The sequence below is a fragment of the Halomonas sp. JB37 genome (assembly GCF_002332255.1).
GTDB classification, from domain to species: domain Bacteria; phylum Pseudomonadota; class Gammaproteobacteria; order Pseudomonadales; family Halomonadaceae; genus Vreelandella; species Vreelandella casei.
Genome location: NZ_NRGW01000001.1, coordinates 3,738,207 through 3,750,579 on the forward strand (window position 1 = coordinate 3,738,207; position 12,373 = coordinate 3,750,579).

Annotated in this window: 13 protein-coding genes; 3 read left to right on the forward strand and 10 right to left on the reverse strand. The window is 55.8% G+C overall.

Going from position 1 to position 12,373, the window contains the following annotated elements; all coding sequences use genetic code 11:
- Positions 1 to 78: 78 nt before the first annotated feature.
- Together CIK78_RS17350 and CIK78_RS17355 are read left to right on the forward strand one after the other, a co-directional pair.
- Complete coding sequence (locus CIK78_RS17350) at positions 79 to 2,223, forward strand: FAD-dependent oxidoreductase (RefSeq protein WP_096282151.1); 2,145 nt, start codon at positions 79 to 81, stop codon at positions 2,221 to 2,223.
- Positions 2,220 to 3,350, forward strand: a complete 1,131-nt coding sequence (locus CIK78_RS17355) for an FAD-dependent oxidoreductase (RefSeq protein WP_096282152.1) — start codon at positions 2,220 to 2,222, stop codon at positions 3,348 to 3,350. Before CIK78_RS17350 ends, CIK78_RS17355 begins: the two co-directional genes overlap by 4 nt.
- Positions 3,351 to 3,363: 13 nt before the next feature.
- Here the strand turns inward: CIK78_RS17355 and CIK78_RS17360 are convergent, their stop codons facing one another.
- On the reverse strand, positions 3,364 to 3,825 hold the full coding sequence (locus CIK78_RS17360) for an META domain-containing protein (RefSeq protein ID WP_096282153.1): 462 nt from the start codon (positions 3,823 to 3,825) through the stop codon (positions 3,364 to 3,366).
- Positions 3,826 to 3,892: 67 nt separating this feature from the next.
- Entirely contained in the window at positions 3,893 to 4,333 is a 441-nt protein-coding gene (locus CIK78_RS17365; protein ID WP_096282154.1) for a VOC family protein, read from the reverse strand.
- Between the two features lie 129 nt (positions 4,334 to 4,462).
- Here CIK78_RS17365 and CIK78_RS17370 point away from each other — a divergent pair, with 129 nt between their 5' ends.
- Entirely contained in the window at positions 4,463 to 5,533 is a 1,071-nt protein-coding gene (locus tag CIK78_RS17370) for a metal-dependent hydrolase (RefSeq protein ID WP_096282155.1), read from the forward strand.
- Positions 5,534 to 5,559: 26 nt separating this feature from the next.
- On the opposite strand, the gene CIK78_RS17375 is transcribed toward CIK78_RS17370, so the two are convergent.
- The 8 genes from CIK78_RS17375 to rho form a co-directional block, all read right to left on the reverse strand.
- Positions 5,560 to 6,285, reverse strand: a complete 726-nt coding sequence (locus tag CIK78_RS17375; RefSeq protein WP_255249115.1) for an MliC family protein — start codon at positions 6,283 to 6,285, stop codon at positions 5,560 to 5,562.
- Positions 6,286 to 6,350: 65 nt separating this feature from the next.
- Positions 6,351 to 6,863 (reverse strand): DUF3087 family protein, encoded by a 513-nt coding sequence (locus CIK78_RS17380; RefSeq protein WP_096282157.1) that lies wholly within the window; start codon positions 6,861 to 6,863, stop codon positions 6,351 to 6,353.
- 68 nt (positions 6,864 to 6,931) lie between these two features.
- On the reverse strand, positions 6,932 to 8,014 hold the full coding sequence (locus CIK78_RS17385) for a 3-deoxy-7-phosphoheptulonate synthase (RefSeq protein ID WP_096282158.1): 1,083 nt from the start codon (positions 8,012 to 8,014) through the stop codon (positions 6,932 to 6,934).
- A gap of 2 nt (positions 8,015 to 8,016) precedes the next feature.
- Positions 8,017 to 8,175: a hypothetical protein gene (locus CIK78_RS17960; protein ID WP_192535969.1), complete on the reverse strand. Its 159-nt coding sequence runs from the start codon at positions 8,173 to 8,175 to the stop codon at positions 8,017 to 8,019.
- A 154-nt stretch (positions 8,176 to 8,329) separates the two neighbouring features.
- On the reverse strand, positions 8,330 to 8,497 hold the full coding sequence (locus CIK78_RS17900; RefSeq protein WP_176483420.1) for a hypothetical protein: 168 nt from the start codon (positions 8,495 to 8,497) through the stop codon (positions 8,330 to 8,332).
- A 227-nt stretch (positions 8,498 to 8,724) separates the two neighbouring features.
- Positions 8,725 to 9,465 carry an FAD-binding oxidoreductase gene (locus CIK78_RS17390; RefSeq protein WP_096282159.1) on the reverse strand — a complete coding sequence of 247 codons (741 nt, stop codon included), beginning with the start codon at positions 9,463 to 9,465 and terminating at the stop codon, positions 8,725 to 8,727.
- Positions 9,466 to 9,522: 57 nt separating this feature from the next.
- Entirely contained in the window at positions 9,523 to 11,019 is a 1,497-nt protein-coding gene (gene ubiD / locus CIK78_RS17395; RefSeq protein ID WP_096282160.1) for a 4-hydroxy-3-polyprenylbenzoate decarboxylase, read from the reverse strand.
- 31 nt (positions 11,020 to 11,050) lie between these two features.
- A complete protein-coding gene (rho, locus tag CIK78_RS17400) occupies positions 11,051 to 12,310 on the reverse strand; it encodes a transcription termination factor Rho (RefSeq protein WP_007111700.1) in 1,260 nt (419 codons plus the stop codon).
- Positions 12,311 to 12,373 lie beyond the last annotated feature (63 nt).

The window sequence follows — 12,373 nt, forward strand, 5'->3', positions numbered from 1 at the left end:
TATAAAAGCAGTTAAACGCAATATAAAAGCAGTTAAACACAGCATGCTTACTCCCGCCCCCTGCCCCTGGAGCTTATCGTGACCCGACAACGTTTGATTCTTGCCGTGCTACTGGTCATTGCCATTGGCGTGTTTTTTCTGAGCGGTGCCCACCAGTGGTTCACGCTAGAAACCCTTAAGGCGTACCAAAGCGACTTTCAAGCGGCGTTTAATCAAAATCCATGGCAGGTGGCGGGACTCTTTTTTGCCGTCTACGTGGTGATGACCGCCCTTTCGCTACCGGGTGCCACGCTGCTCACACTGCTTGGCGGTGCGCTGTTTGGTTTGGGCTGGGGGCTGCTCATTATCTCGTTTGCCAGCACGCTGGGTGCGACGTTAGCTTTCGTACTCTCACGGTTTTTATTTCGCCAACCGATTGAAAAACGCTTTCCGCGCCAGTTTGAAGCGGTAAACCGCGGCGTTGAGCGCGACGGCGCTTTTTATCTTTTTATGCTACGCCTTGTGCCGGTGTTTCCATTTTTCATGATCAACCTGGTCATGGGGCTAACGCGGATTAAAACCGTGACGTTTTACTGGGTGAGCCAGCTTGCGATGCTGCCGGGCACGGCGGTTTTCGTCAATGCCGGTGGCCAGCTGGGTGAGCTTGAGAGCCTGGGCGGCATCGTTTCCCCGACGCTGTTAGCCTCGTTTGCGCTGCTGGCGATTTTCCCCTGGATTGCCCGGCGCATCGTGCTATTAGTGCAGCAACGCAAGGCCTACCAGGGCTTCACCCGCCCCCAGCGCTTTGATTATGACATTGTGGTGATTGGCGCAGGCTCAGCGGGGCTGGTCACCAGCTACATCGCTAGCGCCGTGAACGCCAAAGTGGCTCTAGTGGAAAAAAATAAGATGGGTGGCGATTGTCTGAATACCGGCTGCGTACCGTCTAAAGCGCTGATACGCGCCGCCCGCGCAGCCCATGAGATTCGCACCGCGTCACGCTTTGGCGTCAGCGCCAGCGAACCAGAGATCGATTTTTCCAAGGTGATGGGGCACGTTCATCAGGCAATTCGTGATATCGAACCCCACGACAGCGTAGAGCGCTACAGCAGCTTAGGCGTGGAAGTGCATGAAAATCACGCCACGCTCATCTCGCCGTGGGAAGTCCAGGTCGGCGATAAAACGCTGACTGCCCGCCATATCGTGTTGGCCACCGGGGCACGGCCACGTATTCCAGCCCTGCCGGGCATTGAGGGCGCCCCCGTTTTAACCTCAGAAAACCTTTGGTCGCTCACGGAGCTACCCAAGCGCCTAGTTGTACTGGGGGGTGGTGCCATTGGCTGCGAGCTGAGCCAGAGTTTTGCTCGCCTGGGCAGCCACGTCACGCTGGTAGAAGAAGCTGCCCAGCTGCTGGGGCGTGAAGACCATGACGTTGGTGAACTGATTGAAAACACCTTGGCTGGAGAAGGCGTCACGGTGATGTCCCATACCAAGGCATTCGAAGTGATAAGTGATGCCGCTGGCTACCAGTTGGCCGTTGAGCATCAAGGCGAACGCACGCTGCTCGCCTTTGACTATCTATTAGTGAGTGCCGGACGCCAAGCCAACCTTGAGGGCTTGGGGCTAGAAGCGCTGGGTATCACTACCACTCAAGCGGGCACGCTGGAGCTTAACGAGCGGCTGCAAACGCGGCTTCCTAATATCTGGGCCTGCGGTGATTTAGCCGGGCCTTATCAGCTCACCCACGCTGCGTCACATCAAGCATGGCACGCAGCGGTCAACGCACTGTTTGGTGAATTCAAGAGCTTTGCGGTGGACTACCGTGTTATGCCCGCCGTCACCTACGTTCAGCCTGAGGTGGCCAGAGTAGGGCTGAATGAGAAAGAAGCTGAAGCAAAGGGTATTGCATTTGAAGTGACTCGCTATGCGATGAGCGAGAGCGACCGCGCCATTGCCGAAGGTGCCACTCAAGGCTTTATCAAGGTACTCACCGCACCCGGTAAAGATAAAATTCTCGGCGCGACGATTGTGGCTGAAAATGCTGGCGAGTGGCTGGGTGAGTTTACCCTCGCCATGAAGCATGGCCTGGGGCTTAACAAGCTGTTGGGCACTATTCATCCCTACCCCACGTTAGGTGAGGCGGCCAAGGCAACGGCAGGCGTATGGAAAAATGCGCATAAGCCCGAGCGGGTGCTGGCGCTATTGAAACGCTACTTCAACTGGCGGCGCGGTGACGCAAAATGAAGCAGCTGCTGCTGATCGGTGCAGGCCATGCCCATGCCTTTGTGCTGGAAGCGTTTGCAAAGCGGCCAGATCCAAACATTGCCATTACCGTTGTCAGCGACAGTGCTTTAGCAGCTTACTCGGGTAGCGTGCCGACATGGCTAGCAGGTGAATGTACGCTGCGTGAGACTCAGATCGACGTGGCGGCACTGTGCCAGCGCGCCAATGCACGGCTGCTGCTTTCTTCCGTTCGCCACATCGACACGCTATCGCGTTACGTAACGCTGGCAAATAGCGACCGGATTGATTTTGACATTGCCTCGTTCAACATCGGCTCCACCCTCGTTCCACCTCAGCAGCATGGCGAACGGCTGCCCAAGCTGATGGCGATGCGCCCGTTAAGCTCGCTACATGAGCGCTGGCAAGCCTTACAGGCGCATGTTCAGCACCTGCCCAGCGGCGGCGTTCAACGCGTTGTCGGCATTGGCGGCGGTGCGGCAGGCTGCGAAACGCTGATGAGCGTGATGGCGCAGCTACGCCACCAGCGTGCAGATATTGACTGGCAGGGGCATCTGCTCAGCGCATCTGATCGACTGTTGCCCGGCGCGGGACGCCTGCCTCGCGGCCTAACTCAGCGTGCGCTATCACGCGCGGGCATTAGTGTGCACACGCAAATACGCGGAGCCGCGCTGGTTGACGGCGGCGTTTTAACGCACTGCAACATGCTGATTCGCGCAGATATCGTGCTATGGGCAACCGGCGCCGTTGGCCATCGCTGGCTAGCAGAGTCGGCATTACCGCTGGATAAATATAACTTTATTCGGGTAAACAACACGCTAGAAGCCAGCGATCAGCCGGGGATTTTTGCCGCCGGTGACTGTGCCGCGCTAACGCCAGCACTGCCTAACGCCGGCGTTTACGCGGTGCGCATGGGGCCTCATCTAGCAGAGAACCTTCGCCGCGCTTGCCACGACGAGCCGCTGACGGACTGGCAGGCGCCGAAGCGCGTCCTGGCACTGATTGGCACCGGCGATGGCCGGGCCATTGCCAGCTATGGTCACGCTGGCATCTCAGGCCGATGGGTTTGGAAATGGAAAAAGCGGATCGATGCGCGCTTTATCGCACGCTTCAATCCGCCTAATAAGTAGTGCTCAGAACAGCCTACTTGCCTTCGCGCCAGCCGCCGAGCACTCGGCTGTCCGGACCAAAAAAGACCAGCCGATCATGATCAATTAAATAACGGTAGGCCGTTTCCATCATATCCGTTACCCGCTTTGCATCGGCCATTTGGGGGCACGCCATGCGGGTTGTCGCTAATTCGCTAAACGCTATGCGCTGGCTATCGCCAAGCGTCACTTCACCGGTAAAGCGGTTGCAGCCATCATAACCGCTGACCTTGCCGTCCTTTGCAATCTGGAAATAGGGCGTTTCCGACATGGACAGCCGCTCGTCAGTGCCAACCAGCAATAGATTCCAGCGCTGCTCAACGATAGGGCCTGAGAGCGAAGAGCCGCTCATTTGGCCTCCCCCTGCAGAGCTCGGCCCTGGGGTGCTGCTACAGGCACTTAACAACAGTGCGGCCGAAGCAAGCAGCGGCAATAAACGCCAACCTTTCATGGTCATGATGATCCTTTCCCTCTTTAGCGATTAAGCTTAACGACGATCAGCAGATAGATGACCCGCGAATGGATTACCAGCTACCGCTATTTTCCATAGAAGCCCAGGGTTCTTGCGGTGCTAACGCATCGCCTTTCTGCAGCAGCTCTACCGAAATACCATCCGGCGATTTAACAAACGCCATATAGCCGTCGCGCGGCGGACGGTTGATAGTGACGCCGTTATCCTGCAGGTATTGGCAAAGCGCGTAAATGTCATCGACACGATAGGCTAAATGGCCGAAATTGCGCCCACCTGAATACTCTTCTGGGTCCCAGTTGTAGGTCAGCTCTAGCTCAGGCGCGGTCAGCCGCTCTGAACGCTGCTCGTCCGCTGGCGCCGCTAGGAAAATCAGCGTGAAACGGCCTTGCTCATTTTCTTTGCGACGCACTTCCTTGAGGCCCAACAAGTCGCAGTAAAAATGTAGTGATGCGTCTAAATCGCTAACCCGCGCCATGGTATGAAGATATTGCATAACGACTCCTGTGAATAATTCATCTTAGCCATGCTTTACAAAAGCGTGACAACAAGACCAAAACATTGCAACGCTGTACAATGACACCATAACGTTTATCTTAACTGGGTTTACCCGACGGAGAAACCTGTGGATTCAGTCACTCAAGCCGCGCTGGGTGCTGCCATTGGCGGTGCTGTGCTAGGACGCCGCCTTGGCGGCAAAGCATTACTCATTGGCGCAGTGCTCGGCACCTTACCGGACCTGGACGTGGTGTTGGATTATGGCGATGCTGTGGCCAATGTCACCGAGCATCGCGGCTTTAGCCATTCGCTGTTTGTGCTTACCGGATTAGCCACGCTAATGGCACTGCTGTGCACACGCTTTGCCCCTGCCCGCGATATCTCCTTTCAACGTTGGTGGTGGCTTTTTACTCTGGGGCTGACCACTCACCCATTGTTAGATTCGCTGACCACTTACGGCACCCAGCTATTATGGCCTCTCGACCTCCCCCCAGCCGCGCTGCCCATTGTTTTTATTATCGATCCGTTCTACACGCTGCCCCTGCTGATTGCCCTCGGCATCGGCTTGGCTTCAAGGCGGATAGCTAAAGCCTGCACCTGGGGATTAGCCATCTCCAGCGTTTACCTCATCATGGCGATAGGCGCCAAAACCGCGGTGGAGCATCGTTTAGCGCCGGTGCTAGCGGCACAAGGCCTGGAAGATGCGCCCTTACTTATCCAACCAGCGCCGTTCAGTATCGCGCTATGGCGCGTAACGCTGGTGGACGGCGATCGCTACTATGAAAGTTTGGTCAGTCTGTTTGATGGCCAGCATTCACCACATCTTGAGCCGCTACGTCGAAACGCTGAGTTAGAACAGGCCGCTCTCGCTAGCCAGCAGGGCCAGCGTTTAGAATGGTTTGCCGGCCCATTCTTACGCTACGAGACACGCTTGCTGGACGGTAAAGAGACGCTGATTGCCACCGATGTCAGGCTCGGCTTTCCAGGCTTTCACCCGTTTAGCTTTACACTCGCAACCTTAGAGGATGGCGGCTGGACACCCATGGCGGTAACCGAGCAGCTAGAAAATACGCGTGAACTGCCTATGCAAACGCTGTTACGCCTCGCCGCTCGCGCCACCGGCAACCCTTCCGCTCTATGCGCTAACGAATTTGTGGCGGATGCATGGCGAGCGGAGCCCACGGCTTATCGCTGTTAAGTTAATGCCTGAGCATTGGGCAGGGCTTATGGAGCGATACCCTGGCCGCAGCCACTGTACTGCTCGCCACCATAGGTCAGCGTGACTCGGGCGGGGAAAGGCTTGCCGCTCATGTCATCGAAGCAGGCCCCCGCCTCAATGCGAACGCGAAAGAAGGGCTCGACATCGCCATTTTCAATCACCACTCGGCCGGCCTCGTTATCCATCACGCTGACCATGTAGGGCAGTTGGATTTTATCCTCACCATAATTGAGCTCGATCATTAGCGTCGGCGTGTCGTGGGCTAACGCAATCGACCATCCTGGCTCATTGCCCTGGCCAAAGAACATGACGCCGGGCTGCTCTGCACGAGTTAAGGCATCACGCTGCTCAGCAATCGAGCACTGCAGCTGGCCCCGCGGCGTTTCCACGCGTGCCTGGTCACCGCGATTCCAGAAGCTAATTTCACCATCCTGATAGCGAGCGCCGCTGGCCACAATCGCCTGGGGCAATCGCCAAGCACCATGCAGTGACCAAAGGCGCAGGTCGCTGTCATTGGTCGCGGTGACGAGGTGCTGCTGAGCGGGCATGCAGTGCCACGCTTCAAACTGCTGCGCAGAGCCGGGAAAAAGCGCCGAGGGTAGAAACGGTGCCCGGTTTTCCAGCGTTGCCTGGTTAGCAACGGCCGTTTCGGCTGAAGGCGTTGCTGCACAGCCCGTTAAGGCGACCATCAGCCCTGTCACGACCGACGCCCATACGCGTGTTGTTAGCATGTTCATTGTACTGGATTCACTGTGATGGGTTCCCTGTATGACGGATTCTATGGCTTGCGTTGTGCCTACCCGCGTTTGAACGCTTGCAGGTCTTGAGTATCGACACTTTCTACTCGTGGTGATAACCCCTGCTCTTCGCGCTTTATTTTAAGCTGGCTTTTTTCGGCGAGACGCTCTGGATCACTATTGGCGGTACGCCCATTAAGCTCGGCTAACTGCGCCATGCCCTGATGATAAAAAGTCAGTAGGTCCAGCGCAGTGCGATTGTTCTCTTCGAGTTCACGCCGCAGCGGAGCAAGATAGCCGCTGACTTGTGACAGGTGATGCTTAAGCTGCCAAACATAGCGCACCTCTGCCATCCACGGGCGCTCACGCAGCACGGCAAATAGTGCGCTGGTTGCTAGTAATCCAAGCACAACGCCTAAGACGTTGAGCCACAGGCTGCTGCCAAAGGTAGAGGTCAGCAGCATTGAAAATAATAGACCAAAAATAATCAGCTGCCCCGCCATGGCAAAGCTAATCATACGAGCTTTGCGACGGTAGGCCTCAGGGTCGTGATGTTCTAGGTTAAATACCATAGCCAGCCTCGTTATCTTTGGAAACGCTCTTATGATACGGGGCTGGCCAGGGCAAACAAGCACTTGCGCTAAGCTAAACGCTCCGCGGCCGTTTTGAGCAGATGTTCGGTGGTTTCCCAGCCCATGCAAGCATCTGTGACCGACACGCCGTAGCGCATTGCGCCGGGCTTTAATGGCTGTTTGCCTTCAAACAGATGGCTTTCTAGCATTAGTGCGACTAGGTTGGCCTCGCCTGACTGGCGCTGAGCCAGCACATCCAGCATAACCTCACTCTGGCGACGATGGTCTTTACGCGCATTGGCGTGGCTGCAATCCACCATCAGCCGTGGATTTTGCCCAGCGTTACGCAACGCGGCAATAGCCGCACGCACGTGATGCGCCTGGTAATTGGGTTCACCGTGGCCACCACGTAATACGACGTGAGTATGCGGATTGCCTGCCGCCTGCTGGACAATAGGGTGACCCTGAGAATCAACCGCGAAGCGCTGATGTGGATGCGCCGCTGCCTCCATGGCATCAATCGCCACCTGTACATCGCCGCTGGTGGCATTTTTAAACCCCACCGCGGCGGCTAAATCACTGGCTAGCTCGCGGTGCAGCTGCGACTCTGTTGTGCGTGCGCCAATCGCCACCCAGCTCAGCAAATCGTCCAGATAAGGTGCCAGCATTGGCTGCAAAAGCTCGGTAGCCACCGGCAAGCCGCGTGCTGCAACCGCATGCATCAGCTCACGGGAAAGTGCTAAGCCACGCCCCATATCGCCACTGCCATCCAAATCAGGATCGTAGGCTAGCCCCTTCCAACCCACCGTAGTGCGCGGCTTTTCGATATAAACGCGCATCACCGGTAAAATATGCTCGCTCACCTGCTCGCTGAGTGCGGCCAAACGATCGGCGTACTCTAGCGTCGCCTTGGGGTCATGCACCGAGCAGGGGCCTACAACGACCAGCAGGCGATCATCCTGACCGCTTAAAATTTGCTGCACGGCGTGACGCTGGCGCGCAATCTGCTCACGTAGCGAGTCATTAAGAGGAACACGCTGGCGAAGCGTATCGGGGGTAGGCAGCCTTGCAGATGACGCAGTGAAGGCTGTATCGATACTAGGGTTAGGTATTACAGGGCAATTGACAGCAGAACTGATGGGCGCATTCATGATTAACTCTCCGTAATCGTACATCGATTGACTAAGTGACCACCTAGGCGAACACGATCGGAGGTGGCAGCTAGCACCGATCGCGCGTCACTAAATCGCCAGCCATAGCAATAGCCCACAAAGCCGATAGCAAAAGCGTTAGTCAGTGCGCGATAAATCATGGTGCCGCTCCTTAATGAAATAATGATGACGATCACTCTCGATACGTACAAGAACTTAAATACGTCCAAAAACGCCAAAAGCCCCGGCGGGGTTACCGACCGGGGCTTCTGTGCTTGCGGCAGGCAACCTAGTGGTGTGCCTGGTAGCGCGACGTTAGGCGTCGGCCAAGGGCACACCGTGGCTAAACCAATACCAATAAGATGCGATGCTGTTAACCCGCTCAGCGCTACGCACTGGCTGAAGGCTTTCCACGCTCACACGCAAGCCTTCAGCCGTTATCGGCTGGGGCTTAACTGTGAATGGCGTGGCGAGTCGTAGCATGCTGATTTTCCGCTGGTAATGGTAAGCTCAGACCGATAGCCCTAAGTGCTGCCGCGGTGGCGTAATGACTTTATCCTGCCTGCAAGCGTTTCAAATGGCAATACTCATGTGCTAAAAGCTTGCAGCTCAGCGGTGCCCTTCAAGTCAAACAGGGCTTAAAACTGGGTTTAAAAACGGGGTTTAAAAACAGAGATTGAGTGTGCCTAAGCCGGCTCATGCTTGGGATGCTACTTAGCCCGTGGCGCATAGGCGAACACATCTGAAAACACGCGTTCTAATGGCATGCCTTTACTTTCAAGCACGTCCAGGCAGGCATACACCATGCCTGGCGAGCCTGATAAATAAACATCATGCACATGCGGGGCAATATCCGCGGCCTTCAGGGCGTCATCAATACGCCCCTGCTGATGGCTAATCCGCTCTCCTGCCGCTAGCGGCTCCTCTAACGGAAGCTCGGTGACCGCATGGAATGAAACGTTGGAATACGTTTGCGCCCAGTGGCTGGCCAGCTGCTCTAGATAAAGATCCCGGTGCTCGCGTGCGGCCCACCATAGCGACACTTGCCGATCTGGCTGTTCGTGCAGCACCGCCTCAACCATGGCCTTCATCTGTGAAAAACCGGTACCTGCGGCGATGAGCATTAGCGGCCGCTGGCTTTGGAGATCCAGCACACATTCACCGCTCGGCAGCCGCAGCGTCAGCTGGTTTGCTACCTTCAACAGCTCTCGCAGGCGCACGGAGTTGCTTCGCTCCGGCCAATGCTGAACATGCAGTTCGATAATGCCATCCCCGCGCTCGAAGCTGGCAATCGAAAATGGCACCCAGGTGGTATCGTCTAACTTAAGCTCTAAATACTGGCCCGGTGCATGCTGCATGGCTTCGGCGCGCCCTTCAAGCGTCACGCCAAACACATCGGGATTCAAGTTCTCAACTTCGGTAACTTGGCAAGTCAACGTCCTTGCACTCATGAAAGCCTCTTTTTGCAAATTCGGTCAACTATTTAGGCCAACTATAACGCCGCACGTTTAACCGCCGTGGCGAGAGGGCGGCAAATCAAGGCCAATCCCAAGCGCTTCCCAGCGATCATCCACCCGCGCTTTAACGGCTTCGTCCATCACAATGGGGGTGCCCCACTCCCGGTCTGTTTCACCCGGCCATTTATTGGTAGCGTCTAGCCCCATTTTCGATCCAAGGCCTGAGACCGGCGAGGCGAAATCGAGATAATCAATCGGCGTATTCTCTACCAAGACGGTATCGCGTGCGGGATCCATTCGCGTGGTGATGGCCCAAATGACGTCTTCCCAGTTGCGCGCATCAACGTCGTCATCCAGCACAATCACAAACTTGGTGTACATGAACTGGCGCAGAAAGCTCCAGACCCCCATCATTACGCGCTTGGCGTGGCCAGGATATTGCTTCTTCATCGTGACCACCGCCATGCGGTACGAACAGCCTTCTGGGGGCAGATAAAAGTCGACAATTTCTGGAAATTGTTTACATAGAATCGGCACAAATACTTCGTTCAACGCTAACCCAAGGATCGCTGGTTCGTCAGGCGGACGCCCGGTGTAGGTTGAATGATAAATCGCGTCACGGCGCATGGTCATACGGGTGACGGTAAAGACAGGAAAGTGATCGACCTCATTGTAGTAACCGGTATGGTCACCAAAGGGGCCTTCCGCTGCCATGTCGTCGGGATAGATGAAGCCTTCGAGGATGATTTCGCTCGATGCCGGCACATCAAGATCCGCATGGCCGCACTTGACTAGCTCAGTACGCGAGCCACGTAGCAGCCCTGCAAAGGCATACTCTGAAAGCGAATCTGGCACGGGCGTAACGGCGGCAAGAATCGTTGCCGGATCAGCGCCCAAAGCCACCGCCACCGGAAACGGCTCACCGGGATGTTCTTTTTGAAACTCTAAGAAATCCAAAGCGCCGCCACGATGGGAGAGCCAGCGCATAATCAGGCGATTTTTACCGATTTTCTGCTGACGATAAATACCAAGATTTTGGCGCTTTTTATGCGGCCCTTTGGTAATCACCAATGGCCAGGTGACCAGCGGCCCTGCGTCGCCAGGCCAGCAGTGCTGGATTGGTAGCAAATCAAGGTCGACGTCGTCATCCTCATAAACCACTTCTTGCACCGGCGCCCCTTTGACGTTTTTAGGCCCCATGCTTAGCACTTGCTTGAAAATCGGCAGCTTGTCCCAGGCATCTTTTAAGCCTTTAGGCGGGTCGGGCTCTTTGAGAAACGCCAGCAGCTTGCCGACTTCTCGCAACGCTTCTACCGAGTCCTGCCCCATGCCCAGCGCTACCCGCTTGGGCGTGCCAAACAAGTTGCCCAACAGCGGCATGTCGTGGCCTTTGACGTTTTCAAATAACAGCGCCGGGCCACCGGCACGCAGCGTGCGGTCGCAAATTTCGGTGATTTCCAGATAAGGATCGACTTCGACGTGGATACGCTTGAGTTCACCCTGGGCTTCAAGCGCCGCGATGAACTCACGCAAGTCTTTATACTTCAAGGCACGCTCCCTGGCTGGCTACTGCGCCGCTCTAGCGGCGCTTCATCGCTTCAAAGAATTCGAGATTGGTCTTGGTGTCTTTCAGACGATCAATCAGGAACTCAGTCGCGGCGGTGTCTTCCATCGGATTGAGCAGCTTACGCAGAATCCACATACGCTGCATTTCATCCTCAGAGGCCAACAGGTCTTCACGACGTGTGCCACTGCGACGGATATTGATCGCCGGGAATACGCGACGCTCGGCCAGCTTGCGGTCCAGGTGGGCTTCCATGTTGCCGGTACCCTTGAACTCTTCGAAGATGACTTCATCCATCTTAGAGCCGGTATCAACCAGCGCTGTGGCGATAATCGTCAGGCTACCGCCCTCTTCGATATTACGCGCCGCACCGAAGAAGCGTTTTGGTTTCTCGAGCGCGTGAGCATCGACACCACCAGTGAGTACTTTGCCGGAGCTTGGTACCACGGTGTTGTAAGCGCGGGCTAAGCGAGTAATCGAGTCGAGCAGGATGACCACATCTTTCTTGTGCTCAACCAAACGCTTGGCTTTCTCGATGACCATTTCAGCCACCTGTACGTGACGCGCTGGCGGCTCATCGAAGGTCGATGCAACCACTTCGCCACGCACGGTGCGCGACATTTCGGTGACTTCCTCAGGGCGCTCATCGATCAACAGCACAATCAGATGACACTCTGGATTATTACGCGTGATAGAGGTCGCGATGTTTTGCAACATCAGCGTTTTACCCGCTTTAGGCGGCGATACCAGCAAGCCACGTTGGCCTTTACCAATCGGCGCGGTGAGATCAATGATACGCGCGGTAAGGTCTTCCGTGGAGCCGTTACCGATCTCCATACGCATGCGATCGTCTGGGAACAGGGGTGTTAAGTTCTCAAACAGTATCTTGTGCTTGGCATTTTCCGGACGGTCAAAGTTGATTTGACTGACCTTCAGCAGGGCGAAATAGCGCTCACCCTCCTTCGGCGGACGGATTTTGCCTGAAATGGAATCGCCCTTGCGCAGATTGAAACGACGGATCTGTGAAGGCGAAATGTAAATATCATCTGGACCGGCCAGATAGGAGCTGTCAGCGCTACGCAGGAAGCCAAAGCCATCCTGAAGAATTTCCAGCACACCATCGCCATAGATATCCTCGCCACTTTTGGCGTGTTTTTTCAGGATGGCGAAAATGATGTCCTGCTTGCGCGAACGGGCCAAGTTATCAATACCCATTTCACGGGCGATATCGAGGAGCTCGGGAACGGTTTTTTGCTTGAGTTCAGTAAGATTCATCGGTGTGTTAGAAAATTGCTCATGGAAGCTGGGCGCTAGGCGCCGGGAATAAGACAGGAGGCG